The organism is Allosphingosinicella sp. (assembly GCF_036403745.1).
GTDB lineage: Bacteria > Pseudomonadota > Alphaproteobacteria > Sphingomonadales > Sphingomonadaceae > Allosphingosinicella.
Genome location: NZ_DASWQI010000083.1, coordinates 1 through 24683 on the forward strand (window position 1 = coordinate 1; position 24683 = coordinate 24683).

The following is a 24683-nucleotide window of genomic DNA, read 5'->3' on the forward strand; positions in this document are numbered from 1 at the left end:
CGCCGCGCTCAAGATCGCCCACGCGTCGGCGCTTCGGCTGCTCGAATCGCGATTCTCGGGAAACCCGGTGCTGGGGAGCTGGCAGGCGGTGATCGACTATCTGCGCGCCGACATGGCCTATCTTGCGGTCGAGCGGGTGCGGGTCCTCTACCTCAATTCGAAGAACATGCTGATCCGCAACGAGCCGCTCTCCGAAGGTTCGGTCGACGAAGCGGCGGTCTATGTGCGCGAAGTGATCCGCCGCGCCTTGGACCACGGCGCCACCGCGATGATCCTCGTCCACAACCACCCCAGCGGCGACCCGCAGCCGAGCGCCCAGGACATCAAGCTCACCCGTGAGATCGCCGACGCGGCGCGGCCGCTGCACATCTCGGTCCACGACCATGTCATCATCGGCGCCCGCGGCGAATGCTCGATGCGCTCGATGGGGCTGCTCTAGGACGGCGCGAGGGCGACGTCCGGCGCGGACCTGGATACCCTGTGCATCGCCCAGCGCACCGCGACGCCGATCACCAGCAGGACTAGGCACCACAAGTCCGCCTCGAGGCCCGAGCCGTAGATCGCGAACAGGATGAAGAGGAAGGCGACGACGAGGGCGGCGCGCGATCCCACCGACCTGCTGAGCCGCCACGCCGACAGGACCCCGGCGAGGTAGACCACCAGCACCGCCGCGGTCGACAGCAGGATGATGAAGCTGAACAAAGTCTCGCTCGCCCGGCTGCTGTTGGCGAGGATCAGCAGGATGCTGAGGACCGCTGCCACCAGCTGCGACCCTATTGGCGTGCCGGCGCCCCGCGTCCACGTCATGAACGCCGGTAGGTCGCGCCGCAGGCCCATTGCGTAGCCGAGCTCGCCGGTCGCGAGGATGACGCCGTTGAGGCTGCCGAAGGCGGCGACGGCGATGGCGAGCGCGGCAATTGAAGCGATGCCGCCGCCCCATTGCAGCGAAATCGCATCCGCGAACGGCGCCGGCGACGCTGCGACCAGCTTTGCCGGCAGGAGCAGCTGGATGCTGGTGCTGGCGACCAGGTAGAGGAGCGCGACGAACAAGGTCCCCCACAGGATCGCGCGCGGGATCGTCCGCTCCGGATCGCGCACCTTACCGACCGGCGTCGTCGCGTTCTCGAACCCGGTGAGGGCGAAGAAAGTCAGCGCCACCGCGCTGCCGAGGTTGGCGACGTTGAACGGCGCCGGCGCGAGCGGCTGGAACGGCTTTCCCGCGCCACCCTGCAGGGCAAGGATCAGCCCGACCCCGACGAGTGGCACCAGCTTGATCGCTACCGTCAGGATCGACATGCCACCGGACGCCCGCGCGCCCATGGCGTTGACGCCGGTGAGCAGGACGACGCTCCCGATGGCCACCGGGATGACGAACCCGGGGCCCGAATAAGAGGGGTTCACCCAGGACAAAGCCGAGGCGCCGGCGATGGCGATCGCGGCCTGCGCCACCCAATTGGAGACCCAGAAGGCCCAGGCGGCGAGATAGGCGGGCGCGCGGCCCAGCTCGCGCTCTATGTTCGCCTGGATGCCGTCCCCGCCGAGGCGCGACAGGCGGGCGAGCGCGAAGGCGATGCACAAGGCGCCGGCGCTGCTCAGCAGCCAGGCGGGTATCGCATTGGCGCCAAGCGGCGCGAGGCTGACCGGGAGCATGAAGATTCCCGAGCCGATCATCGTGCCGACGACGAGCGCGCTTGTCATCCACAAGCCCATCCGGCGGTCGGCTGTGTCCCCCATCGGCATCGAAGGTGTCACGAAAGCGGCGCCGTGGCAACCGCGCCGCGCCCCGGCCGCCACCGTTCAGCCTTGCCCCCTTCCCGTCCCGCTCCGGGACTGGTGAAACACGCCGCTTGCGCGGGCTGATCCAGAGGGCGAGAGCGGCGTTGTCGCGCTGCAGCGTCCCTTCCGGGCGCTCATTCTGGGACAGGGACCATGGGCCGCAAGCCGTTCTTCTACGCCGCTTTGTTCGCGATGCTGCTGCAGACCGCGCCGGCGCCGGTGCCGGCCGAGGCGCAGCAGGCGCGCACACCCTCCCCTGCCCCTGCCGTCGGCCCGAGCGCCACTCCGGAGCGCGACGAAGCCCTCATTCCTGCTCCGCAGCCCGTCGCCGTCGCCGGGCCGACGACCGTTGCCGACGTGCACGTGGTGCGCGAGCTTCCCGTCCCCGGCTGGCTGGAGACCGGCCGCTTCGTCTGGAACGACGACGGCGTGCCGGCGGGACCGACGGTCATTGTCGTCAACATCCGCGGCCGCATGCTCTCGGCCTATCGGGGCGGCATTGAGGTCGGCCGCTCGAGCCTCATCTACGGCGCCGACGACAAGCCGACGCCGATCGGCGCCTTCAACGTGCTGATGAAGGACGCGCATCACGTGTCGCGGACCTATGGCAACGCGCCGATGCCCTACACGCTGCGGCTGACCAATGACGGCGTCTCGATCCACGGCTCCGCCATGGCCGACGACCTCGCCACCCACGGCTGCATCGGCCTGCCCATGCCCTTCGCGGCGAAGCTGTTCGCCTCCGCCCACATCGGCGACCGCGTCCTCATCTGGCAAGGCTGAACGGGGGCAGCCGCCAGGGCCGCCCCCCTCCAGAGGCCTTAGCGGCCGCGGCGGGCGTGGCTCCGGCCGCCGCGCTGCATGCAATTGTCGCGGACGGTGCGCGAGCAGGCCGGGTAGGACCGGCCGCCTTCATTGCCCATCGCCGGGCCGCCCTGACCCGTATAGCCGGCGCTGCCGCTGTTCCAGGTGGCGGTGCCGTTGGCGCTGGTCCCCGCGCCCATCGACGAGGCGGTGCTGCTGGTCGATCCGGTCGTGCCCCAGCCGCTGTCGGCGCTAGAGCCCGCGGTGGTCGAGGATGTGCCGGTGCCGCTCTGGCCCATCGTCTGGCCCATCGAGGTGCTGCTGCCGGTGGTGTTCGACATGCTGCTGCCGGGCTTGTTCATGTCGGCGTTCGATGTGCCGCTGGTCTGCGCGAGGGCCGGAGCGGCGATCATCATCGCGGCGCCGAGCATCAGGGACTTCAACATCGTGTCTCTCCTTGGGTTCTGTTCCACGGCCGCATCCTGAAAAGGCGCGCGGCGATAAGCTGACAACGAAGCGTCGGGAGGGCCCGTTCCTGTCCTTCGTCGCGCCGGAAGGGCGATGCGCCTGCGGCATCCCAATGCAGGTTAGCCGGCGGCGGCGGGCGGCATAACGGAGGTGAAGGAACCGCCGCGGCGTGTTACGCTCGCACCATGTCTTCCCTCGACCGCAGAAGCCTCCTCCTCGGCGCCGGCGCGAGCCTCGGCCTCGCCTGCTGCGGCCGCAGCGACTCGCGCCCGGCACCCGGATCGACCGGCAAGACGGGACGGCTGATCGCCGCCGCCCGCGCCCAGATCGGAATCACCACCCGCTACGACCCCGCCTACACCGTGATCGCCTTTCCCGGCGGCGACGTGCCGCGCGGCCGCGGCACCTGCACCGACGTCGTCGTCCGCGCCTATCGCGACGCCTTGGGGCTCGACCTCCAGGCGCTGGTCAACGCCGACATGCGCGCCGCCTTCGCCGCTTACCCGCACGGCTGGGGCCTGAAGGGACCGGACCGCAATATCGACCACCGCCGGGTCCCGAACCTCAGGACCTGGCTCCGCCGCCACGGCGCCGCCCTTCCCGTTCCGGCCGATGCTTCCGGCTGGCGCCCCGGCGACATCTTCACCTCGCTGGTCGGCGGCACCGGCACCCATATCGGCCTCGTCTCGGACCGGCGCGGACGGGCCGGGTGGCAGATCATCCACAATATCGGCGCCGGCACCCGCGAGGAGGACGCGCTCCTCGCCTGGCCGATCACCGGCCGCTACCGCTGGGCGCTCGACTGAGCTATCGCCCCGCCGGCAATCCCCCCGCGAAAGGCCGCCGATGATCCCCCGCTATTCCCGCCCGGAAATGGCCGCCCTCTGGACGCCGGAGTCGCGCTTCCGCATCTGGTTCGAGATCGAGGCCCACGCGCTCGACGCCATGGCCGAGCTCGGCATCGTGCCCAAGGAGGCAGCGGAGACCGTCTGGTCCGCCGACCGCAACTCGCCGCCGTTCGACATCGACCGCATCGACGCCATCGAGGCGGAGACGAAGCACGACGTCATCGCCTTTCTGACCCACGTCGCGGAGCGGACCGGGCCGGAGGCGCGCTTCCTCCACCAGGGGATGACCAGCTCGGACGTGCTCGACACCTGCCTCGCCGTCCAGCTCGCCCGCGCCGCCGACCTGCTCATCGCCGACCTGGACGGCCTCCTCGCCGTGCTCAGGCGCCGCGCCTACGAACACAAGCAGACGCCAACCATCGGCCGCAGCCACGGCATCCACGCCGAGCCGGTCACCTTCGGCCTGAAGCTTGCCACCTATCATGCTGAATTCGCCCGCAACCGCGCCCGGCTCGTTGCGGCGCGGGAGGAGGTCGCCACGGCTGCAATCTCCGGCGCCGTCGGCACCTTCGCCAACATCGACCCGCGGGTCGAAGCGCATGTCGCCGCCAAGATGGGCCTCGCGATCGAGCCGATTTCGACCCAGATCATCCCGCGCGACCGGCACGCCATGTTCTTCGCCACCTTGGGCGTCGTCGCCGCCTCGGTCGAGCGGCTCGCGACCGAGATCCGCCACCTGCAGCGTACCGAAGTCCTGGAGGCGGAGGAGTATTTCTCGCCCGGGCAGAAGGGCTCCTCGGCGATGCCGCACAAGCGCAACCCGGTGCTGAGCGAGAACCTCACCGGCCTCGCCCGAATGGTCCGCGCCTATGTGACGCCGGCGCTGGAGAATGTCGCTTTGTGGCACGAGCGCGACATCAGCCACTCGTCCGTCGAGCGCTATGTCGGCCCGGACGCCACCATCACCCTCGACTTCGCCCTCGCCCGCCTCACCGGATTGATGGACAAGCTCCTCGTCTATCCGGAGCGGATGCAGGCCAATCTCGACCGCATGGGCGGCCTCGTCCACTCGCAGCGAGTCCTCCTCGCTTTGACCCAGGCCGGCGCCAGCCGCGAGGATTCCTACCGCCTCGTCCAGCGCAGCGCGATGAAGGTCTGGGAATCGGACGGCCGCCTCTCCCTCCTCGACCTGCTCAAGGCAGACCCGGAGGTGACGGCGCTTGTCCCGCCGGACCAGCTCGAGGAAAGCTTCGACCTCGCCTACCACCTCCGCCATGTCGACACGATCTTCGCGCGCGTGTTCGGCGGCGAGGGCTGATCAGCGCATCCTGCTCTCTTCCGGCGGCAGGGATCGGTCGCAGCGAACCCCGACGACGTGTGACGCGTTTCTCCTCGGACCAGGACTTTCCATAACTAAGCTCAGCGCGACAAGTCCGAGAGCGGGTGTTCGGACCGGACGCCTGGTGCCGGGCCGTTATGGACACGCATGCGAAGCGGCGGAAGGTTCGGGCCTTCGCGCCGCCGCGCCCGTAACGAAGGACTTCAGCCTCGCTCGCGCTTTTTCATCGGGCAAAGCATCTTTGTGTAATGCCAGCTGATGTGCGTCAGCCGGGTCCCCTGCATGCAGGTGCTGGGCCCGGTAAACGGCGTACCCGTCCCGGCGATCGCCCGGTCGACCGCTGGGCGCGGACGCGCTGGGGTGATGTCGTAGACACGGGCGCCGTCGCGAACGACAAGGCAGCCGCCCTCGACGCCGCGCGCCGTGCACCCGGAGAATTGCACCGTCTTCGCCTCCGCCGCGGAAACTCCGACCAACGAAACAGCCGCCGCGGCGGCCAATGCCCACTTCCTCCTAGTCATCGGCTAACCCTCCATGTACCGGCCGGAGGGCGGTCATCGCGACGATAGCACGGTGGGGGGGACGGGGCCGCAAAGGTTGCATCCGCAACGGCGGGCAAAACGGTGACTGCGGGAGTGACGCGCACCTACGGACCGCGACGATGATCCGAGCGTTACCCCGTCGATCAGATCGAAAAGGGGACCGTCATGACCAAGCTCAGCACCAAGCAGCGCGACAAGCTCGGCGACGGCGCCTTTGCTTTCCCCAAGGAGCGCAAGGAGCCGCTGGAGAATGCCAGCCACGTCCGCAACGCCATCGCGCGCTTCAATCAGGTGACGGGCGTGAGCGACGACGAACGGGACGCGGCGTGGGAGCGGATCAAGGCGGCGGCGAAAAAATTCGGGGTCGAGGTCAGCGAGACGAGCTGGCGGGAGATTGGGAAAAGTTAGAGCTGGGCCCGGGAAGGCTCAGGTCAGCTCTCCCGCAGGGAAGCGAGTCCCTCCCGCGTTGCGACAGCCGCCGGCGTCAGCTTCGCTGCGTCCGCCCCGGCCTCGCCCATCAGGTGAAAGACCTCACGCCCCACTGCCATCAGGTAATCGGCAAGCGGATGTCATCACCTGATCGACGCCGCCGACGCAGAGCAGGACGGCCAATCGGTCAATCGTGCCGGTGGAGTGGCCGATCGTGGAGATTGGCGAGGGGGGCATTCAGCGGCTCCTTCGGCGCGGCTGTAATCCCTCACCCTGGCGCTTCGCGCCCGTCCCTCTCCCCTGCATGGAGAGGAATTAGCAAAGGCGGTGAGGGCCGTCATGGGGCTAAACCCCATGACGTCGGACGGGTCCGCCGAGCGACCCGCCGGCCGGCTTTGGCCGTCTCTTCACGCAGCTCCGGCGGCGCGGCTCGCGCCGGCGTCGCCGCGTTCGGCGGCCTCAGCCTACGCCGCTTTGGCCTGCTGCGTGCTGTCTTCATCCCCAGGGATCGGCCTCTTGTCGAACACCGCATCGACCAGGCCGAATTCCTTGGCTTCGTTGGCACCGAAGAAGCGGTCGCGCTCGACGGCCTTTTCGATCTCCTCGATCGGCTGGCCCGTATACTTGGCCATCAGCTCGTTCATCCGGTGCCGGATGCGGAGGATCTCCTTGGCCTGGATCTCGATGTCGGAGGCCATGCCCTGGGCGCCGCCCGAAGGCTGGTGGATCATGATGCGGGCGTTGGTGAGCGCGACGCGCATGCCCGGCTCGCCGGCGCAAAGGAGGAAGGCGCCCATGCTCGCCGCCTGGCCGATGCAGACGGTGCCGACGCGGGGGCGGATGTACTGCATCGTGTCATGGATCGCCATGCCCGCCGTGACGACCCCGCCCGGCGAGTTGATGTACATGAAGATGTCCTTCTTCGGATTCTCACTCTCCAGGTACAGAAGCTGCGCCGTGATCAGCGTCGCCATATGGTCCTCGACGCCGCCGGTGACGAAGACGATCCGCTCCCGCAGCAGCCGCGAATAGATGTCGAAGCTGCGCTCGCCCCGGTTCGACTGCTCGATGACGATGGGAACGAGGCCGGCGATGATGTCTGCGTGATCGGGCATGGGGGGACGCGTCCTGTTGAGAGATTGGATAGAGCGAACATCGGCGCTCCCGCGGGAACGTTCAAGGGCCCTCGCGGGTCGGCGCTTTCCCCAAGGCCATGTTCACGCTTCCCTTACCCGTCGCTGCCATAGCAGCCGCCGAAGCAAGACACGGGCGATGACGATGAGCGGATTGGGGAATTTCCTGGCGGCGGGGGCGGAGGCGGGCCGCGGCGGCGGGCATTCGGCGGTCGGCGCGATCCTAGATGCGGTGCGGCAGCATCTCGGCATGGAGATCGCCTTTGCATCCCGGTATGTCGGCGACGAGCGCGAGTTCACGCATCTCAGCGCCGACATCCCCCTGCCGAGCGCGCCCGGCGATCGTGAGCCGGTCGATCAATCCTATTGCTGGCACATTCTCAACGGCCGGCTTCCCGAGCTCATCCACGACGCGGCCGACTTTCCCTTCGCGCAGACGCTGCCGATCAGCGCCGCGCTTCCCGTGGGGGCACATATCAGCGTGCCGCTCCGCCTCGCCGACGGCAGCGTCTACGGCAGCTTCTGCTGCCTCAGCCGCAGCCCGGACCGCTCGCTGACCGAACGCGACCTCGCCACGGTGCGCGCCTTCGCCGACCTCGCCGCGGCGCAGATCGCGCTCGGCGAGGACGAGGCGCGGCGGCGCGCGGCGATCGTCGCGCGGACCCGCACGGCGATCACCGGCGGCGAGCCGACCATCCACCTGCAGCCGATCCACCGGCTCGACGCCGGCGCGACGGTGGGCGCCGAGGCGCTCGCGCGCTTTCCGGACTGGCGCGACCGGCCGCCGAACCTGTGGTTCGAGGAGGCGTTCGACGTCGGTCTCGGCGTGGCGCTGGAACTGGCGGCGGCGGAGCGGGCGCTGGCGGCCCTGCCGTTCGTCCCCAAGGGCCAGTATCTGTCGGTCAACGTCTCGCCGGCGACGTTGCTTTCCGGGCAGCTCGAGGCGCTGGTGAAGTCGCATCGCCGGGACCGGCTGGTGATCGAGATCACCGAGCATGCCCGGGTGGCGGACCATGACGCGCTGCGGCGGGCGCTGGCGCCACTGCGCGACCATGCCCGCATCGCGATCGACGATGTTGGGGCGGGTTATGCCGGCCTGCAGACGATCATCGCGTTTGCGCCCGACATATTGAAGCTCGACATGAGCCTGACCCGCGGCATCGACGGTGACCCCGCCAAGCGGGCGCTGGCGGTGGCACTGGTCCGCTTCGCCTCCGAGATCGGCAGCACGATCGTCGCCGAGGGGATCGAGCGGGAGGCGGAGCGCGACGTGCTGCTCGGCCTCGGCGTCGCCTACGGTCAGGGCTGGGCGTTCAGCAAGGCGATGCCGGTGGTGTCGGCCCAGCAAAGGATGCTCGGCTTGGACCTGACGAGGGCACAGGACGTAGCCGATCCCGCCGCGCCCCCCGAAGCGCTCCTGAAGCGCGCTGGCCGCTGCTGAGCCGATCCTCGGCTACGGCCCTTCGTGCAAGGGATCGGTGCCGGGCGGCGGGATGTCGTCGAGCTTGTCCCGATTCTCCTGCGCTTCCCGCTCGATCTCCTCGTCGTCCGAGGGTAGGTCCTGCTGCTCGCGGCCCATTGTTCTTCTCCTTCTGCCGCTTCCAACGCGCGCCGACGGAACCCGCTCCGGGAAAGGCCGGTTCAGAGGAACATGGCGCTTTCGGCACGGCAGGCCCACGACGCGGCGGGGCAAGGCGAGGAGACCATCGGCTGGACCCTCGAGCGGGGGCAAAGGAAGGAGCTGCTCCAGCAATTCCCGCCGGCCTACGAAAAGGTGATCGCCGACCATGTCACCCTGCGCTCCAAGGCGTCGTCAGGCGCGGCGCTGCCGGTGGAGAACTTGGGAGAAATCGTCGGGCGGGCCGACGACGGCGCCGGCGTGGAGGCGCTGGTGGTGGCGATCGGCGGCGGCGTGGACCGGCCGGACGGAAGCACCTACCATATCACCTGGTCTCTCGGCGAAGGGCGCGAGGCGAAGGAGTCGAACGATGTCATCCGCGACCATGGCTGGACGCCAATCGACCTGCCGATGCCGGTGAAGCTGCGCCCCGCGCGCCTGCGCTAAGTGGAACGCCAGCTTTACCTGGACTGCGACGGCGTCCTCGCCGATTTCGAAAAGGGCGCAACCGCCATCCTCGGCCTGCCGCCGCGCGCCTTCGAGAAACGCTACGGCGCCGGACGGTTCTGGGCGAAGCTCGCCACGGCGCCGGATTTCTATTTCAGCCTGCCGCTGCTGCCGGACGCGACGCGGCTGTTCGAGGCGGTGCGGCACCTCGATCCCGTCATCCTCACGGGGCTCCCCGGCGGCAATTGGGCGGCGGACCAGAAGGTCAGGTGGGCGGCGCAGCATTTCCCCGGCACCCGCATCGTCACCACGCTGGCCCGCAACAAGCGCGACCATGGCAAGCCGGGCGACGTCCTCGTCGACGACATGCTCCGCCACGCGCATCTGTGGGAGGAGATGGGCGGCGTCTTCGTCCATCACCGCAGCGTCGACGAGACGCTGGAGCGGCTGAAGGCGTATTTCCCGATCGCGGCTTGAGGGTCCCCGGCAGCCACATCTGATTTGCATCAAGCCGCGGCGCGCGCTATGCCGCCGACCGGCGCCGCCGTAGCGGAAGAAGCGCCATATTTTCAGATAGTTGGAGAGAGAGCCTCGTGAACAAGAGCCTTGCCTTCGCCGCCTCGGTCTTCGCGCTCGCCGCCGCGGGCCCTGCCCTCGCCCACGAGCCGCACGAGTGCCTCAACGAGGATTGCACCATCCAGTCGTTGATCGCCCCGGCCCAGCAAGGCGGGAAGGCGACGGAAGCGAATATCGATCCCACGAAAGAGGTCCATTACGGCACCTGGGGCTTCGACGTCGCCGGCATGGACCGCAATGTGAAGCCGGGCGACGACTGGTTCCGCTTCGTCAACGGTACCTGGGCGGCGCACACCACCATCCCCGCCGACCGCACCTCCTGGGGCGGGTTCGCCATCCTGCGCGACATTTCCGAGGCGCGGATCAGGAAGCTACTCGAAGGCTACAGCCCCGCCGACAAGGCCCACCCCGACCGCGCCAAGGCCGCGATCCTCTATCGCAACTTCATGGACGAGGGCGCGATCGAGCGCGCCGACGCGGCGCCGCTCCTCCAGCGCCTGGCGCCGATCCAGGCGGCGCGCTCGCGCGACGACATCGCCCGCATCATGGGACAGTCGGTCGGCGGCTTCGGCGGCAGCTTCTTCGGCCCTGGCGTCTCGGACGACGCCAAGCAGCCGGACATCTATTCGCTCTACCTGCGCCAGGGCGGCCTCGGCCTGGGCGACCGCGACCAGTATCTCGACCCCAAGTTCAAGCCGCAGGTCGAGCGCTATCGCGCCTATGTCGCGCAGATGCTGGGCATGGCGAACTGGCCCGACGCCGACAAGGCCGCGGCCAACGTCGTCGCGCTCGAGACGCGGCTCGCCGAGGCGCATTGGAGCCGCGCGCAGAACCGCGACCGGGACAAGACCTACAACATCATGACGCTGCGGGAGCTGCAGGAAAAGGCGCCGGGCTTCCCCTGGGCGACCTGGTGGCAGTCGGCTGGAATCGGCAAGGCCGAGCGCGCGATCATCTCCCAGAACACCGCCTTCCCGAAGATTGCCGCCGTGTTCGCGGACACCGACGTAGACACGCTCAAGGCGTGGGAAGCGTTCCGGATGAGCGACGAGCTCGCACCGATGCTCTCCAAGCGCTTCGTCGACGCGCGCTTCGCCTTCCGCAACAGGTTCATGAACGGCCAGGCCGAGCAGCAGCCCCGCTGGAAGCGCGGCGTCTCCTTCGCCGAGAACGCGATCGGCGAGGGCATCGGCCGCGACTATGTCGCCACCTATTTCCCCCCCGAATCGAAGGCGAAGATGGATGCGCTGGTCGGCAACCTCCGGACCGCGCTCGCGGGACGCATCCGCAACCTCGCCTGGATGGGGCCTGAGACGAAGCAGGAAGCGCTGGCCAAGCTCAGCCACTTCAACGTCAAGATCGGCTATCCCGACAAGTGGCGCGACTATGGCGCGTTCGAGGCGGTGCCGGGCGACCTCGTCGGCAATGCCGAGCGCGCCTCCCGCTTCGAGTGGAATTACCGCCGCAACCGCATGGGCAATCCGGTCGACAAGGCCGAGTGGGGCATGACCCCGCAGACGGTCAACGCTTACTATAACAGCGTCAAGAACGAGATCGTCTTCCCCGCCGCCATCCTCCAGCCGCCCTTCTTCGATCCGAAGGCGGACCCGGCGATCAATTATGGCGGCATCGGCGGCGTCATCGGCCACGAAATCAGCCACGGCTTCGACGACCAGGGCCGCAAGTCCGACGGCGAGGGCCGGCTGCGCGACTGGTGGACCAAGGAGGACGGCCAGAAGTTCGACGTCCAGGCGGCGAAGCTGGGCGCCCAGTTCGAAGCCTATCAGTTCGCCGAACTGCCGGGAATGCACATCAACGGCAAGGCCTCGATGGGCGAGAATATCGGCGATCTCGGCGGCATCCACATCGCCATGGACGCCTATCACGCGTCGCTGGGCGGCAAGCCGGCGCCGGTGATCGGCGGCTTCACCGGCGACCAGCGCGTGTTCCTCGGCTGGGGCCAGGTGTGGCGGACGCTGCAGAAGCCCGAGGCGCTGCGCCAGCAGCTGGTCAGCGATCCCCATTCGCCGGGCCAGGTGCGCGCGGTGGCGCCGCTCCGCAACATGGACCTCTGGTACGAAGCCTGGGGCGTGAAGCCGGGCGACCGGCAATATGTCGCGCCCGAGGACCGGGTCCGCATCTGGTAAGGACAGGGCGCCGGCGGTCATCGCCGGCCCCCTTTTTCTTGGAGAGCCGCCGGTGCCGGAGCGCGTCGCCTACAAGATCCTGACCGAGGAGCAGATGCGGGCGCTGGACGCGGACCGCTTCCAAGGCGCGCCGATCGACATCGCCGACGGCTACATCCACCTCTCCACCGCCGAACAGGTGGCGGGAACGCTCGACGCGCATTTCGCGGGGCGGGAGGACCTGTTCCTCGCGGCAGTCGACCTGGATGCCGCGGGCGAGGCCGTACGTTGGGAAAGCTCGCGCGGCGGCGTCCTCTTTCCGCACCTCTACGCCCGCCTGGCCAAGGCTCTGGTCCTGGCGAGCGGCCCGCTGCGGCGCGACGCGGCGGGGGACCCCATCCTGCCCAGGTGAAATTTAATCCACGTGCTTGCGCGCCTTCCCGCGCTGCGGCTATTTCCGTGCCAGCGGGAGACGGGAATGAAGCACTACCGGGTCAACAAGCTGGCCAAGCCTGAAGGCCATGTCGTGAAACGCAAGGACATCTTGGCGAGCAACGACCACGAGGCGGTGCAGCGCGCCGAGGGCGATCCCGATTGCCCCGTCTGCGACGTCTGGCACGCCGGCGAGAAGGTCGGCTCGATCACCTGACGCGTCGAGTACCCCGGCTTGGCGGGACGCCGCCGCGCGGCGCCCTTTCTACCTCCGGATCAGCGGCAGACGCGGACGCGATGTCCGTGACGCCACACGACCTTGGTCGGGCAGCCCGGCGTGGCGGCGTCGGCCACCGATTCGATGTCGCGCCCGGCGCCCCGCACCGTGTTGCAGGCGGGCAGCGTCGCGAGCAGCGACGCGGTGACGGCGATGGCAGCGGCTTTCTTAAGCACGGCTCGAACTCCTTACGCGGAACAGGTCTGGAGCCAAGCCAACGAGCGTGCGGTCGAGAGGTTGCGTGCCCCAACACACGCAAGCGCGGCACCTGCGGTACAAGGCGTTCGGAAAAACGGAAAATGGTGGGCGTGGCAAGGATTGAACTTGCGACCCCTGCGATGTCAACACAGTGCTCTACCACTGAGCTACACGCCCACCGAGGTCCGGCCGAAGCGCTGCTTCGCCGGAACCGAGCGGCCATGTAGCGGGCCCCAGGCGGCGGCGCAACCGGCTTCGCTCCGTAAAACGCGGCGGCTACAGGCGCCCGTGCTGGTCTTCGGACTGGAAGATGCGGTCGACCTCGAGCACCAGCTCGCGCAGGTGAAAGGGCTTCGAGAGCACCTTCGCCGACGGCGCGTCGCGGCCTGCCTTGAGCGCCACGGCGGCAAAGCCGGTGATGAACATCACCCGCATGCCCGGCGCGATCCCCGCCGCCTTCTGGGCGAGCTCGATGCCGTCCATCTCGGGCATGACGATGTCGGTCAGGAGCAGGTCGAAATGCTCCGCCTCGATGAGCGGCAGCGCGGCGGTGCCGCGGTCGACGGCGGTGACGTGATAGCCGGAACGCTCGAGCGAGCGCGCGAGATAGACCCGCATCGACTCGTCGTCTTCCGCCAGCAGGATCCTCGTCATGGCCGCTCCCAAAGCCGCAGGCGCCCGATGCGCTTGAGGCGGCTTCCGGCACCGATATGACGCATGCGCGGCGCCTTTTCCAGCGCCGGGCGGAGCTTATCCCCAGCCATCGGCGTTGCGTGCCAAATCCGGACTGCTTAGTCTCGAAATGCGAATGACCATATTCACCCCAGCCGCGACCCCCTTCCGCCGCCTCGGCCCCGAGAGCCCGGCCACGCCGGTGGTCCTCTCCGTGCCCCATGCCGGGCGCGACTATTCGGACGCCTTGCTCAACGCGTCGCGGCTGCCGCGACCCAAGCTCGAGGCGCTCGAGGACCGGCTGGTCGACCGTCTGGTGTGGCGCGCCGTCGCGGCGGGCGCCCCCGCCTTCATCGCCGACGTGCCGCGCGCCGAGATCGACCTCAACCGCGACGAGCGCGAAGTCGATCCGGCGATGGTGGTGCCGCGGCCTCGGCCGAGCCCGCTCGCCGACACGGCCCGCACCCGCGGCGGTCTCGGCCTCGTCCCCGCCCGCCTGGCCGGCGCCGGCGCGATCTGGCGCCAGCGGCTCGGCGCGGACGAGCTGGCGCGGCGGATCGAGCGGGTCCACCGCCCCTATCACGCCGCGCTGGAGGCGGCGCTGGAGGCGGCTCGGGCGCGGTTCGGGATCGCCGTCCTGCTCGATTGCCATTCGATGCCGCCGCGGCGCGCGGAGGGCGGGGAGCCGCCGGTGGTGCTCGGCGACCGCTACGGCACCAGCATCGCCCCTGCCCTCGCCGATGCGGCCGAGGCAGCGGTGCGGCAAGCGGGCTACCGGGTCGGCCGCAACAGCCCCTATGCCGGCGGCCACATCACCGCGGTCCACGGCCGCCCCGCCGAGGGCCTCCACGCCCTCCAGATCGAGATCGACCGCTCGCTCTACCTCGGCCCGGACTTGAAGGAGCCCGGCCCCGGGTTCGACCGCGTCGCGGCGCTCATCGCCGACGTCGCCGCCGCCCTCGCCGCCCGCGCGCTGGCGCCGCCGGACGCCATCGCCGCGGAATAGCCGGCGCGCCCGCCCTTGGGGCGTTGCAGGCAACAAAAAAGCCACCTCGCAAGAAGCGAGGTGGCCCAGTTCAGGGAGGAAGCGTCCCGAGGGACGCGACGCACCGCCGTAAAGGGGGAGAAACGACGGCGCGTCAGTACCAATGTAGGAAAAGGCCCTTTGGTTTCAAGGCGGTGGCGGATTTTTCGAAGCCCCGCGCAGGCGCCGTCATCCGCCACAGCGGCCCGAACAAAAGCGCTTTAGAGATGAATTCGAGGGGGGGCCTGCGCCCTCCTAGCGCAGCATCCGCGGCACCATGCGCCCGAGCACCTGGCGGTGCCCCTGGAGCTGGTGGGTCAATGCGCCAGCGATGTGGAGGAGCAGCAGGGCCAGCATCGTCCAGCCGAGATATTCATGATATTCCGCGAACTCCCGGCCCGTCGCCTTGCTGACGCCGAGCGGAGGGATCTTGAACAGCCAGAACCAGTTCGTCGCGCGGCCGTTGCCGGAGCTCAGGATCCAGCCGGTGACGGGCAGCGCGATCATCAGGCCGTAGAACAGCCATTGGGTGAGCGCCGCGAGGGTCGCCTCCCACCGCTTCAGCACCGCGTCGGCGCGGGGCGGACGGTGGGTGAGCCGCCACGCCAGGCGGGCGAGGCTCAGCGCCAGCACGGTGAAGCCAATCGACTTGTGCAGCGTCATCAGCACGGGCGTCGCGCCCTTGCCGAAATCCTCGTGGAAGAAGCCGAGGAAGAGGTTAGCGACGATCAGCGCCGCGATGATCCAGTGGAGGGCGACCGCGACGTTGGTGTAGCGGTCCGTCTCCATCCCGGTCATCGCCGGCGCCGATGCCATCAGGCGTTGCCCGCCGGAGCCGCCGCGGCGCCCGCCTGCGGGACCTGCGGCCCCTTGCCCTGCATCATCTGCTTCGCGAACACGTCGCGGATCAGCTGGACCGAAAACAAATGGGCGTAGATCAAGGCGAGCATCCCGTTCTTCTGCAGCTTGGACGATTCTTCCTCGGAGAGGTTCCGCAGCTTCTCCTCGTCGACCATCTGGAAGCCGCGATAGAGGAAGGGCTGCTCGGCGCCATTGGGCTGGATCGAGACTTCGCCCTCCATCAACAGACCGGTTTCCTTCAAATCGTTCATGAAGTTGACGGTGCGCTGGGCGGAGAGCTCGAACTCCTCGCAGAAGCGCAGGATGTTGTTGGTCGTCTCGCTCGGCTTGTCGCCGTCGAACAGGGGCTCGCCCTCGTCGAAGGCGCCGACCAGGCCGCTGGTCGGGTCGAAGCAGAGCGACAGCTCCTGCGCGTCGGGCTGCAGGCGGGCGAGCATGTACGGGTAGCGGCGGACATAGGCCGGGACGTAGACGTCGTCCTGCACCTTGCCGTCAGAATCGACGAAGACGTTGACGCCGTCATTGAGACCCATCAGCGCGAGCGGCACGTTCCCCTCGCCGCTCGAGAAGACGATCGGATAATTGCGCTGCGCGGAGACGAACTCGTCGATCGTGATCGGGATGGCGTGGGCGTTCGACAGGAACGGCGCGCGGTCGGCCGACTTGTTATGGTGATTGGGGTGCATGTTGCTCGAAAGCGGCTCGAGGCCGCCGTAGAAGATCGGCAACGCGTTGGGCGCGGGCTGGCTCGCCATGACTGAGGTCTCTCCATTCGGTTGAGAGCCGCCGCCCCCGCGGCCGCTCGTGTCGCCGCACCGTCTATGGGGCTTGGGCCCGGTGCGCAAGCACAAGGCTGCATGAGGCCCATCTATTTGCGATCACGTGCCTTTGCGTTACGCTGGAGCGGCGAGGATTGCGGGGATGACGATTAATCGCATGTTCAAGGGTCCGGCCCGACATGCCTCGGCCATGGACAAGACGGGATGCTGAAGCCGGTGGGCGCCGTTCTGCTGCTCCTCGCCGCGGGCGGGGCTGCGCCGCCGCGCCCGGCGCAGGCGCCGCCGCCGGGTTACGGAACCGTCATCATCCGCGAGCAGATCGTCGTGCGCATCACCCGCGGCCCCGCCGGGCCTGCCCTCGCCGCCTCCGCGGAGTGGAAGGAGAAGAAGGGCCCCAAATGTGTCCCCGCCAAGATGCTCGCCGGAGCGGCGGTCAGCGGGCCGCAGAGCGTCGATTTCCTCCTCCAGGGCGGCGGCCGGGTCCGCGCCCGCTTCGAGGCGGACTGCCCAGCGCTCGGTTATTATTACGGTTTCTACATCGCGCCCAATCCCGATGGCATGGTCTGCGCGGAGCGCGACGCGATCCGCTCGCGGATCGGCGGGCAGTGCGACATCCACAAGTTCCGCAGCCTGAAACCCCGCTGAGGCGCGGCTTTCCTTGACAATCGAGCCTCGTTTGCCCAAGCGGCAGGCGGTTGCGGCACCCCGGCGGCCCGCATCGTTTTTTCCGGATTTTTTATGAGCTTTGCCGATCTCGGCCTTTCCGACGAATTGCTCCGCGCAGTGGAGGAATCGGGCTACACCGAGCCCACCCCGATCCAGACCCAGGCGATCCCGTCCGTCCTGATGATGCGCGACATCATCGGCATCGCCCAGACCGGCACCGGCAAGACCGCCGGCTTCGTGCTGCCGATGATCGACATCCTCGCCCAGGGCCGTAGTCGCGCGCGCATGCCGCGCTCGCTGATCCTCGAGCCGACCCGCGAGCTCGCCGCCCAGGTCGCCGAGAATTTCGAGAAATACGGCAAGTACCACAAGCTTTCGATGGCCCTGCTCATCGGCGGCGTCTCGATGGGCGACCAGCAGAAGGCGCTCGCCAAGGGCGTCGACGTGCTGATCGCGACGCCGGGCCGGCTGATGGACCTGTTCGGCCGCGGCAAGATCATGCTCAACGATTGCAACCTCCTCGTCATCGACGAGGCGGACCGCATGCTCGACATGGGCTTCATCCCCGACATCGAGGAAATCTGTTCGAAGCTGCCGTCGCAGCGCCAGACCCTGCTCTTCTCCGCGACGATGCCGGGACCGATCAAGAAGCTCGCCGACAAGTTCCTGTCGAACCCCAAGACGATCCAGGTGGCGCGGCCCGCCACTGCCAACGCGTCGATCGACCAGCGCCTCCTCAAGGTCGACGCGCGCAAGAAGAAGCAGGTGCTGACCGACCGCCTGTCGGGTAACGACGTGCGCACCGCCATCGTCTTCTGCAACCGGAAGACGACGGTGCGCGAGCTCCAGCAGAGCCTGAAGCGCGCGGGCCTGCGCGCCGGCGAGATCCACGGCGACATGGAGCAGGCCGAGCGCATCCGCGAGCTCGACCGCTTCAAGGACGGCGACATCAATATCCTCGTCGCCTCCGACGTCGCCGCCCGCGGCCTCGACATCAAGGACGTCAGCCACGTCTTCAACTACGACGTGCCGTGGCATCCGGACGATTATATCCACCGCATCGGCCGCACCGGCCGGGCGGGCAAGACCGGCATCGCCATCACCCTCGCCACCAGCGCCGACGCCGAGGCGATCGACGCGATCGAGAAGCTGACCGGCGCGAAGATCCGCCCGGTCGACGCCATTGCCGGCGCGGCGCCCGTCGAGCCGGAGGCGGATGCCCCGGCCGAGGAGAGCGAAGCGCGTCCGCGCCGCAGCCGCGAGCGCGGCGGCCGCGGCCGCTCGGCCCCTGCCGAAACCGCCCGCGAGGAGCGGCCCCGCCGCGCCGAGCCCAAGCCGCGGCCCGAGCGCAAGGAAGAGGCCAAGGCGCCGCCGCCGGAACGCAGCCGCGAACGCGCGCCCGAGCCGAGCGAGGAGCGTCCCCACCGCAGCGAGCGGACGCCGCGACCCGAGCGCAAGGAGGAGGCTAACGCGCCGCCGCCGGAGCCTAAGCGCGAACGCGCGCCCGAGCCGAGCGAGGAGCGTCCCCGCCGCAACGCCGGCCGCGCCCGCCCCACATCCCAGGCCGAGGCCGATGAGGAGGGCTGGAACGGCCCGATCCCCGGCTTCCTCGGCCAGAGCTTCGGCACCTGATCCCACCCGGCGGCGGCTGATCGTCGCCGACGCCTGCCGCGACGCGAGGCCGATTCGCACGGCCGGCGCGGCTCTGCTACGGTTCCCGCGCCCAGGGGGGACCCACGCGATGACCAGAGCCACCAGAACCCTCATCCTGCTCGCCATGATCGAGATCTGCCTTGCGGTCGGCTGGGTCTATCTCGCCAACGCCGCCGCCACTTCGCACGGGGCGAGCCCCGACGCGGGGCGGGTGATCGGCCGGACGATGGGCACGGTGATGGGCGTCATCCTCGGCCTCGCCCCCTTCCTCTACCTCCTCGCGCGCAGCAACGACCGCAAGGCGGCAGCCCGGCGCCAGGGCGACTGAGCCGCCGCTCGCGGGCTAGTCGCGCAACGGGAGGCAGACCTCCCCCTCCGCCGCCTGAACGCCCCCGGTGATCCCGTAATGCTCGACCACCTCCGCCGGCATGCAGGCGCGGCGGCCGTCGGGCGCCACGCTCCACTGGACGAAATAATAGCCTTTGTCGGTTCGCTCGAGGAAGGCGAGGAAGCGCTTGCGGCCGATCAGCCCGGTACTGGCATGCCGCCAGATGCGGTGGACGACCACGTCCGGCGGCAGCCGCGGCCCGGCGAACCGCCGCACGATGCGGGCCGAATGCGCAAAAATCGGCCGCCCCAGGTCGATGCTGAGGGTGCCGTCCTCGGACGGCGTCTCCTCAGAGAATGTGTCGATGTAGGTGCCGTCGCCGATCTCGATGTAGGCGAGCGTGATCTCGCCAGAGCCGGGCGGCGTGTGGACCTCGACGGTCGGGGCCTGGGCCGCCGCGATCAGCAAGGCGAGGGCGATGCGCAATCGCCCTCCCCCCGCTTACCGGCCCGGCGCGGGCGCCGGCGGGGCGCCGGGGGCCGCCTGCGGGTTGCCGCGCAGGCCCATCGTCTCGAGCAGCAGCCGGCGGTCCGGCTCCGAAAGCACCTGCAGGTTGCGGATCGTCGCGTCGGTGCCGACGCGGGCGAGCTGGGCGCTGATGTCGTCGAGGCGGCGGAGGTCCGCGCCGACCCGCGCGACGTCGACCGGATTGGCGGCGGCGGCGGCGCGCAGCTCGGCGACGGCGGCCTCGCCCTGGGTCTGCAGCGTGCGGCCCTGGGCGGCGCCCTGCGGCGCACCGGCGAGGATGGCGCGGACGCCGGCGTCCGAAAAGCCGCGCTGGCGCAGCGACTGCTCGAACTGCGCCATCTGCTCGGCCTGGGTGGGCGGCGCGGCGGGCGCCGTCGCGGCCGGGGCGGGCTGGGCCGCGGCGGCGGCAGCGAGGAGGAGAGACAGGATCATATTTCGTGGGGCTCCTTGGTCACCATCCAGCTCTGGCCCTTCGAGACCAAAGCCTGGAGGTCGGGGGTCTTGCCGGCGCTGGCCTCCGCATTCTGGCGGACGACGGCGCTTTCGAAGGTGGGGGCGGGATCCTCGTAGAGAACGCCCAGCGCCGTCGGCCAGCCGCCGCCCAGGGGCATTTCGACCAGCATGTGCGCGACCGAGCGGTTCTTCGGATCGTGGACGAGCACGCCGGCCGCCTGCCAGTCGCCGCCCTCGACGTCGACGATGGCCAGCGCCAGCCGCTCGCGGTCGAGCGCAATGCCCTTGGTGCCGGCGGCGAACAGCATCGGCTCTCCCGCCTTCAGCCACAGCTGGTTCCCGGCATGCTCCTTGGCGGTGAAGGGCGCGAAGACGTCGTCATTGTAGACGATGCAATTCTGGTAGATTTCGACGAACGAGGCGCCCTTGTGGGCATGCGCGGCCTTGAGCACGTCGGGAAGGTTCTTGTGGACGTCGATGCCGCGCGCGACGAAGCGGGCGCCCGAACCCAGCGCAAAGGCGCACGGGCTGGCGGGCCGGTCGACCGAGCCGAACGGCGTCGACGGGCTGCGCGTGCCCACCCGGCTCGTCGGAGAATATTGGCCCTTCGTAAGGCCGTAGATCTCGTTGTTGAAAAGCAATATCTGGCAATCGAGGTTGCGCCGCAGCACGTGCATCGAGTGGTTGCCGCCGATCGACAGCGCATCGCCGTCGCCGGTGATGATCCAAACGTCCAATTCGGGATTGGCGAGCTTGATCCCGGTCGCGAAGGTCGGCGCGCGGCCGTGGATGGTGTGGAAGCCGTAGGTCTCCATGTAATAGGGAAAGCGGCTCGAGCAGCCGATGCCGGAGACGAACACGACATTCTCCGGCCGCACGCCGAGCTCCGGCATGGTCCGCTGCACCGCCTTCAGCACCGCGTAATCGCCGCAGCCGGGGCACCAGCGCACCTCCTGGTCGGTCGCGAAATCCTTCGCGGTGAGCTTGGTCATCTCGTTCATGTCTGCTGTCCTAACGCCCGCACCGACGCACGGGCCTCTTCACGTTCGGGTGTCCTGTTCGGCGGTAGCGGCTTCCCGGCGTTCTGCCAGTAAGACCGCGCGTCCCGGAGCGACATCTGATTTGCTCCGCCCGCGAAGTCCACGTCGTCCGCCTGGGCCGGATCATCCTCCCAGTTGCAGACGAGGCAGATCTCATAGCTTCCCCCTTCGGCGAAGCGCGTCTCACCGCAGCAGGGGCAGGCATGATCAGGCAAGGGCTTCCTCAATGGCCGCTTCGATCTCGGCGATCTTGAAGGGCTGGCCGCTGGTCTTGGTGAGCGGCCGGGCGTCGACCAGAAACTGGTCGCGGAGCAGCGTCTTCAATTGCCCCGTGTTCATTTCCGGTACGATGATCCGGTCGTAAGACCTTAGCAGGTCTCCGAAATTCTTCGGCATCGGCCAGATGTGGCGAAGGTGGATATGGCTGGCGTCGAGGCCCCTGCCCCGCGCCCGCCGCACCGCCTGGTGGATGGGCCCGAAGGTCGAGCCCCAGCCGACCACCGCCAGCCGACCGCCCGGTTCGCCGAGGCACACGTCCTGGCCCGGGATCGAATCCGCGACGCCGAGCACCTTGGCGGCGCGGGTGTCGGTCATCTTCTGGTGGTTGTCCGGCGCATAGTCGATGTGGCCCGTGCCGAAATTCTTCTCGATGCCGCCGATCCGGTGGGTGAGGCCCGGCGTGCCCGGCTTCACCCAGACGCGGGCGAGCTTGCCGTCGCGGGCGTAGGGGCTGAACGGCGCGTCCTCGCTTGGCTGATCGTCGTAGAACTCGACCGGAAACGGCTGATATTGAGACATATCCGGCACGCGCCACGGCTCGGCGGCATTGGCGATATAGCCGTCCGTCAGCAGCATCACCGGCGTCATATACTGGACGGCGATGCGGCACGCCTCGATGGCACAGTCGAACGCGTCGGCCGGCGAGCGGGCGGCGATGACCGGCATCGGCGCGTCGCCGTTGCGGCCGTAGACCGCCTGGTAGAGATCCGACTGCTCGGTCTTGGTTGGAAGGCCCGTCGAGGGCCCCCCGCGCTGGGAGTTGACGATCACCAGGGGGAGCTCGGTCATGATCGCCAGCCCCATCGCCTCGGCCTTGAGCGCGATGCCCGGCCCCGACGAGGAGGTGACGCCGAGCGATCCGGCATAACTCGCGCCGATCGCCGAGCCGATGGCGGCGATCTCGTCCTCCGCCTGGAAAGTGGTGACGCCATATTCCTTGAGGCGCGAGAGATGGTGGAGGATCGCCGAGGCCGGCGTGATCGGATAGCCGCCGAAGAACATCTTCAGCCCCGCGAGCTGGGCGCCCGCCACCAGCCCGAGCGAGATCGACTCCGCCCCGGTGACGGTCCGGTAGAGGCCCGGCGCCGCCGGGGCCGGCTCGATATGGTGCTGGTGGAACTGGCCGCCGATCTCCGCCGTCTCGCCATAGGCATGGCCGGCGTTGAGGGCGGCAATATTGGCTTCGGCAAGCTCCGGCGCCTTGGCGAACTTGGTGCGCAGCCATTCAATCAGCGGCGCCCGGTCGCGGTCGAACATCCAGAGCGCCAGGCCCAGCGTCCACATGTTCTTGCAGCGCAAAGCCTCCTTGTTGCCGAGGCCGAACGGCTTCACGGCGTCGAGGGTGAGCTGCGAGATGTTGAAGGCGATGACCTGCCATTTGGCGAGCGAGCCATCCTGGAGCGGATTCGCCTCGTAGCCGGCCTTGGCGAGGTTGCGGGCGCCGAACTCGCCCTCGTCGGCGATGATCAGGCCGCCGGGCTTCAGGTCTTGGGCGTTCACCTTGAGCGCGGCGGGGTTCATCGCCACCAGCACGTCGGGCGCATCGCCCGCCGTCTCGATCGCGGTCGATCCGAAATTGATCTGGAAGGCGGAGACGCCGAAGGTCGTCCCCTGCGGCGCGCGGATCTCGGCCGGGAAATCGGGGAAGGTCGCCAGGTCGTTGCCGGCCAGCGCCGTCGACAGGGTGAACTGCCCGCCGGTCAGCTGCATGCCGTCGCCACTGTCGCCTGCGAAGCGGACGACGACCGCCTCGGGCGCGGGATGGGCGCCGGCTTCTTCGGGTGTGAGGAGGTGCGTGGCCGTCGCCAAGATCGCTTATCCTTCGATGTGAACGGGTTCGTCTCTACCCGCCGCTGTGTTCGGCCACAACAGGTGGCGGCGCGGCGGGCTTCGCCTATGGAGCGGCGAGATAAGCAATCCCGATTCGCTTTCCAACGGAGTCTGCTGGTGGCAATCTACGTCCGGCCCGACGTGCGCACCTTCCTCGATTATCTGAACACCCTGCCCGGGCCCAAGAGCCACGAGGTCGGACCGAACGAGGCGCGGACGATGATGCTCGCCTCGCGCCACGTCGCCGACGCGCCGGTGGGGGAGCTGGCGGTCCTCCGCGACCTCGCCTGCCCCGGCCCGGACGGCAACACGATCCCGCTGCGGCTCTACGATGCGCGCGAGAGCCGCGGCCCCTCCCCGCTCATCCTGTTCATGCACGGCGGCGGCTTCGTGCTCGGCGACCTCGACACGCACGAGCCCTTCTGTGCGGAGATGGCGCGGGAGATGGACCTGCCGGTTCTGGCGGTCGCCTATCGCCTCGCCCCCGAGCATTCCTTCCCCGCCGGACCTGAGGATTGCATCGCCGCCGCCCGCTGGGCCGCTGCGAGCCCGGAAGAGCTCGGCCGGGAGGTGACCGGCCTCGTCCCCTGCGGCGACAGCGCCGGCGGCAATCTCGCCATCGTGATCAGCCTTGCGCTCCGCGACGAACCGGCCGCGGCGCCGGTGCTGGCGCAATGGCCGATCTACCCCGCCGCCGATCCCGAGCAGGGCTATCCCTCGTTCGAGGATTTCGGCGAAGGCTATCTCCTCACCCGCGACGGCATGGACTGGTTCGACCGCTGCTACCGGCCCCGCAAGCGCGACTGGCGCTACTCGCCTCTGGTGAAGAGCCAGGCCGGCATGCCCCCCACCCTGATCCTCACCGCCTCGCTCGACCCGATCCGCGACCAGGGCCGCGCCTACGCCGCCGCCTGTGCGCAGGCCGGCGTCGACACCGTGTTCCGAGAAGCGAAGGGCACCATCCACGGGTTCATCAACCTGCGCCGCGCCCTTCCCTCTTCCCAGCAGGATATCGACGCCTGCTTCGCAATATTGAAGCGGATGCTGAAGGAGGCGACGTCGTCATGACCGAGACCAGGGACCCAGCCACCCTCCCCTACCGCCCCGGCGCGGGGGTCATGCTGCTCAACCGCGAGGGGAAGGTGTTCGTGGCCCAGCGGATCGATTCGACGCTGGAGGCCTGGCAAATGCCGCAGGGCGGCCTTGATCCCGGCGAGACGCCGGAGGACGGCGCGCTGAGGGAGCTGGAGGAAGAGACGGGCATCCCCCGCGACAAGGTGGAGATCGTCGCCGCAGCGCCCCGGCCCCTCACCTACGATCTGCCCGCCGACCTTGTCGGCAAGCTCTGGAAAGGCCGCTGGCGGGGCCAGGAGCAGCATTGGTTCCTGCTCCGCTTCCTCGGCGAGGACAGCGACGTCAACATCGCCACCCCGGAGCCTGAATTCCGCGCCTGGAAGTGGATCGACCCGGAAGACCTCCCGAAGATGATCGTGCCGTTCAAGCGCGAACTTTACGAAGCGGTCCTCGAAGCCTTCCGCGACCGGCTCTGAGCCGCCG

General features: G+C 69.0%; 31 protein-coding genes and 1 tRNA gene. 17 read left to right on the plus strand and 15 right to left on the minus strand.

The window, feature by feature from the left end:
• Window positions 1-439 (plus strand): JAB domain-containing protein (locus tag VGC56_RS15505; RefSeq protein WP_464126320.1); only part of this gene is annotated, 439 nt, incomplete at its 5' end.
• Here VGC56_RS15505 and VGC56_RS15510 read toward each other — a convergent pair.
• Entirely contained in the window at window positions 436-1752 is a 1317-nt protein-coding gene (locus tag VGC56_RS15510; RefSeq protein WP_464126322.1) for an APC family permease, read from the minus strand. The two genes, VGC56_RS15505 and VGC56_RS15510, sit on opposite strands and share 4 nt — an antisense overlap.
• Window positions 1753-1929: 177 nt before the next feature.
• Here VGC56_RS15510 and VGC56_RS15515 point away from each other — a divergent pair, with 177 nt between their 5' ends.
• Window positions 1930-2559 (plus strand): L,D-transpeptidase family protein, encoded by a 630-nt coding sequence (locus tag VGC56_RS15515; RefSeq protein ID WP_464126324.1) that lies wholly within the window; start codon window positions 1930-1932, stop codon window positions 2557-2559.
• 38 nt (window positions 2560-2597) lie between these two features.
• Here the strand turns inward: VGC56_RS15515 and VGC56_RS15520 are convergent, their stop codons facing one another.
• On the minus strand, window positions 2598-3026 hold the full coding sequence (locus VGC56_RS15520) for a hypothetical protein (RefSeq protein WP_464126326.1): 429 nt from the start codon (window positions 3024-3026) through the stop codon (window positions 2598-2600).
• Window positions 3027-3233: 207 nt separating this feature from the next.
• Between VGC56_RS15520 and VGC56_RS15525 the strand changes: the two genes are divergently transcribed.
• On the plus strand, window positions 3234-3854 hold the full coding sequence (locus VGC56_RS15525; RefSeq protein WP_464126327.1) for a DUF1287 domain-containing protein: 621 nt from the start codon (window positions 3234-3236) through the stop codon (window positions 3852-3854).
• Window positions 3855-3894: 40 nt separating this feature from the next.
• Window positions 3895-5214, plus strand: coding sequence for an adenylosuccinate lyase (gene purB, locus VGC56_RS15530; RefSeq protein ID WP_464126329.1), 1320 nt, complete (start codon window positions 3895-3897; stop codon window positions 5212-5214).
• A gap of 224 nt (window positions 5215-5438) precedes the next feature.
• Here purB and VGC56_RS15535 read toward each other — a convergent pair whose 3' ends face one another.
• Entirely contained in the window at window positions 5439-5756 is a 318-nt protein-coding gene (locus VGC56_RS15535) for a hypothetical protein (protein WP_464126331.1), read from the minus strand.
• A 186-nt stretch (window positions 5757-5942) separates the two neighbouring features.
• Here VGC56_RS15535 and VGC56_RS15540 point away from each other — a divergent pair, with 186 nt between their 5' ends.
• Window positions 5943-6185 (plus strand): DUF6582 domain-containing protein, encoded by a 243-nt coding sequence (locus tag VGC56_RS15540; protein ID WP_464126333.1) that lies wholly within the window; start codon window positions 5943-5945, stop codon window positions 6183-6185.
• A gap of 485 nt (window positions 6186-6670) precedes the next feature.
• Here VGC56_RS15540 and clpP read toward each other — a convergent pair whose 3' ends face one another.
• Entirely contained in the window at window positions 6671-7321 is a 651-nt protein-coding gene (gene clpP, locus VGC56_RS15545; RefSeq protein WP_464126334.1) for an ATP-dependent Clp endopeptidase proteolytic subunit ClpP, read from the minus strand.
• A gap of 157 nt (window positions 7322-7478) precedes the next feature.
• Here clpP and VGC56_RS15550 point away from each other — a divergent pair, with 157 nt between their 5' ends.
• On the plus strand, window positions 7479-8780 hold the full coding sequence (locus tag VGC56_RS15550) for a sensor domain-containing phosphodiesterase (protein ID WP_464126336.1): 1302 nt from the start codon (window positions 7479-7481) through the stop codon (window positions 8778-8780).
• Between the two features lie 12 nt (window positions 8781-8792).
• On the opposite strand, the gene VGC56_RS15555 is transcribed toward VGC56_RS15550, so the two are convergent.
• On the minus strand, window positions 8793-8918 hold the full coding sequence (locus VGC56_RS15555; protein WP_464126337.1) for a hypothetical protein: 126 nt from the start codon (window positions 8916-8918) through the stop codon (window positions 8793-8795).
• A 72-nt stretch (window positions 8919-8990) separates the two neighbouring features.
• Between VGC56_RS15555 and VGC56_RS15560 the strand changes: the two genes are divergently transcribed.
• From VGC56_RS15560 to VGC56_RS15580, 5 genes are all read left to right on the plus strand, one after another.
• Window positions 8991-9404 carry a hypothetical protein gene (locus VGC56_RS15560; RefSeq protein WP_464126338.1) on the plus strand — a complete coding sequence of 138 codons (414 nt, stop codon included), beginning with the start codon at window positions 8991-8993 and terminating at the stop codon, window positions 9402-9404.
• A complete protein-coding gene (locus VGC56_RS15565) occupies window positions 9405-9881 on the plus strand; it encodes a hypothetical protein (protein WP_464126339.1) in 477 nt (158 codons plus the stop codon). It abuts the gene before it with no gap.
• Between the two features lie 116 nt (window positions 9882-9997).
• The gene (locus VGC56_RS15570; RefSeq protein WP_464126340.1) at window positions 9998-12127 is read left to right on the plus strand and encodes a M13 family metallopeptidase; all 2130 of its coding nucleotides are present in this window, start codon (window positions 9998-10000) and stop codon (window positions 12125-12127) included.
• 52 nt (window positions 12128-12179) lie between these two features.
• On the plus strand, window positions 12180-12518 hold the full coding sequence (locus VGC56_RS15575) for a DUF952 domain-containing protein (protein ID WP_464126342.1): 339 nt from the start codon (window positions 12180-12182) through the stop codon (window positions 12516-12518).
• Window positions 12519-12584: 66 nt separating this feature from the next.
• Window positions 12585-12755: a hypothetical protein gene (locus tag VGC56_RS15580; protein WP_464126343.1), complete on the plus strand. Its 171-nt coding sequence runs from the start codon at window positions 12585-12587 to the stop codon at window positions 12753-12755.
• Between the two features lie 59 nt (window positions 12756-12814).
• Here the strand turns inward: VGC56_RS15580 and VGC56_RS15585 are convergent, their stop codons facing one another.
• The 3 genes from VGC56_RS15585 to cpdR all read right to left on the minus strand — a co-directional run bounded on the left by VGC56_RS15585 (window position 12815) and on the right by cpdR (window position 13667).
• Window positions 12815-12991, minus strand: coding sequence for a hypothetical protein (locus tag VGC56_RS15585; RefSeq protein WP_464126345.1), 177 nt, complete (start codon window positions 12989-12991; stop codon window positions 12815-12817).
• Between the two features lie 124 nt (window positions 12992-13115).
• A tRNA-Val gene (locus VGC56_RS15590) sits at window positions 13116-13190 on the minus strand.
• 99 nt (window positions 13191-13289) lie between these two features.
• Window positions 13290-13667, minus strand: coding sequence for a cell cycle two-component system response regulator CpdR (cpdR, locus tag VGC56_RS15595; protein ID WP_464126347.1), 378 nt, complete (start codon window positions 13665-13667; stop codon window positions 13290-13292).
• A gap of 154 nt (window positions 13668-13821) precedes the next feature.
• Between cpdR and VGC56_RS15600 the strand changes: the two genes are divergently transcribed.
• The gene (locus tag VGC56_RS15600; RefSeq protein ID WP_464126349.1) at window positions 13822-14691 is read left to right on the plus strand and encodes an N-formylglutamate amidohydrolase; all 870 of its coding nucleotides are present in this window, start codon (window positions 13822-13824) and stop codon (window positions 14689-14691) included.
• A 273-nt stretch (window positions 14692-14964) separates the two neighbouring features.
• On the opposite strand, the gene VGC56_RS15605 is transcribed toward VGC56_RS15600, so the two are convergent.
• Window positions 14965-15525, minus strand: coding sequence for a cytochrome b (locus VGC56_RS15605; protein ID WP_464126351.1), 561 nt, complete (start codon window positions 15523-15525; stop codon window positions 14965-14967).
• The gene (locus VGC56_RS15610; RefSeq protein WP_464126353.1) at window positions 15525-16325 is read right to left on the minus strand and encodes a SapC family protein; all 801 of its coding nucleotides are present in this window, start codon (window positions 16323-16325) and stop codon (window positions 15525-15527) included. The genes VGC56_RS15605 and VGC56_RS15610 overlap by 1 nt, the downstream gene beginning before the upstream one ends.
• A 228-nt stretch (window positions 16326-16553) precedes the next feature.
• Between VGC56_RS15610 and VGC56_RS15615 the strand changes: the two genes are divergently transcribed.
• From VGC56_RS15615 to VGC56_RS15625, 3 genes are all read left to right on the plus strand, one after another.
• Window positions 16554-16994, plus strand: coding sequence for a hypothetical protein (locus VGC56_RS15615; protein ID WP_464126355.1), 441 nt, complete (start codon window positions 16554-16556; stop codon window positions 16992-16994).
• Between the two features lie 93 nt (window positions 16995-17087).
• A complete protein-coding gene (locus tag VGC56_RS15620) occupies window positions 17088-18647 on the plus strand; it encodes a DEAD/DEAH box helicase (RefSeq protein WP_464126357.1) in 1560 nt (519 codons plus the stop codon).
• Between the two features lie 109 nt (window positions 18648-18756).
• Entirely contained in the window at window positions 18757-18996 is a 240-nt protein-coding gene (locus tag VGC56_RS15625) for a hypothetical protein (protein ID WP_464126359.1), read from the plus strand.
• Window positions 18997-19011: 15 nt separating this feature from the next.
• On the opposite strand, the gene VGC56_RS15630 is transcribed toward VGC56_RS15625, so the two are convergent.
• From VGC56_RS15630 to VGC56_RS15650, 5 genes are read right to left on the minus strand one after another with little or no spacing between them, the layout of a single operon-like run.
• The gene (locus VGC56_RS15630) at window positions 19012-19482 is read right to left on the minus strand and encodes a hypothetical protein (protein WP_464126361.1); all 471 of its coding nucleotides are present in this window, start codon (window positions 19480-19482) and stop codon (window positions 19012-19014) included.
• Between the two features lie 15 nt (window positions 19483-19497).
• Window positions 19498-19956, minus strand: a complete 459-nt coding sequence (locus tag VGC56_RS15635; protein ID WP_464126362.1) for a hypothetical protein — start codon at window positions 19954-19956, stop codon at window positions 19498-19500.
• Entirely contained in the window at window positions 19953-20978 is a 1026-nt protein-coding gene (locus VGC56_RS15640) for a 2-oxoacid:ferredoxin oxidoreductase subunit beta (protein ID WP_464126364.1), read from the minus strand. Before VGC56_RS15640 ends, VGC56_RS15635 begins: the two co-directional genes overlap by 4 nt.
• Window positions 20975-21244, minus strand: a complete 270-nt coding sequence (locus tag VGC56_RS15645; RefSeq protein ID WP_464126365.1) for a CPCC family cysteine-rich protein — start codon at window positions 21242-21244, stop codon at window positions 20975-20977. The genes VGC56_RS15640 and VGC56_RS15645 overlap by 4 nt, the downstream gene beginning before the upstream one ends.
• On the minus strand, window positions 21225-23105 hold the full coding sequence (locus tag VGC56_RS15650) for a 2-oxoacid:acceptor oxidoreductase subunit alpha (RefSeq protein ID WP_464126367.1): 1881 nt from the start codon (window positions 23103-23105) through the stop codon (window positions 21225-21227). Before VGC56_RS15650 ends, VGC56_RS15645 begins: the two co-directional genes overlap by 20 nt.
• A gap of 135 nt (window positions 23106-23240) precedes the next feature.
• On the opposite strand from VGC56_RS15650, the gene VGC56_RS15655 reads away from it, so the two are divergent.
• Complete coding sequence (locus VGC56_RS15655; RefSeq protein WP_464126465.1) at window positions 23241-24194, plus strand: alpha/beta hydrolase; 954 nt, start codon at window positions 23241-23243, stop codon at window positions 24192-24194.
• Window positions 24191-24676, plus strand: a complete 486-nt coding sequence (locus VGC56_RS15660) for an RNA pyrophosphohydrolase (RefSeq protein WP_464126369.1) — start codon at window positions 24191-24193, stop codon at window positions 24674-24676. Before VGC56_RS15655 ends, VGC56_RS15660 begins: the two co-directional genes overlap by 4 nt.
• The last annotated feature ends 7 nt before the right edge of the window (window positions 24677-24683 follow it).